Consider the following 354-nt stretch of genomic DNA (forward strand, 5'->3'; position numbering starts at 1 on the left):
CCGAGACCTTCGTCCCCTACTACCCCTACTTTTCCTTTGTGCTGCCGCCGGCGATGCAGGGGGCGGAACACCTGAAGCTCTACGAGCGGGCGCCGACCTTGCCCGGACCCGTGACCCAGGCAGTCGCGGCGGCCGCGCGCCGGCACGGCGTCGTGATCGTGCTGGGCGTGAACGAGCGCGACCACGGCGCGCTGAACAACGCGCAGCTGATCTACGATGCCGACGGCTCGCTGAGGCTCAAGCGCCGCAAGATCACCCCGACCTATCATGAGCGCATGATCTGGGGTCAGGGCGACGGTGCCGGCCTTGCCGTGGTGGAGACGGCGGTGGGCCGCGTCGGCGCGCTCGCCTGCT

The 354-nt window shown here is 69.8% G+C and carries 1 protein-coding gene; it reads left to right on the forward strand.

The annotated features are described in order from the left end of the window. Positions 1-354 (forward strand): nitrilase-related carbon-nitrogen hydrolase (locus MKL09_RS10700; protein ID WP_279605811.1); only part of this gene is annotated, 354 nt, incomplete at both ends.

Source organism: Methylobacterium sp. J-048 (assembly GCF_022829515.1).
Lineage (GTDB): Bacteria > Pseudomonadota > Alphaproteobacteria > Rhizobiales > Beijerinckiaceae > Methylobacterium.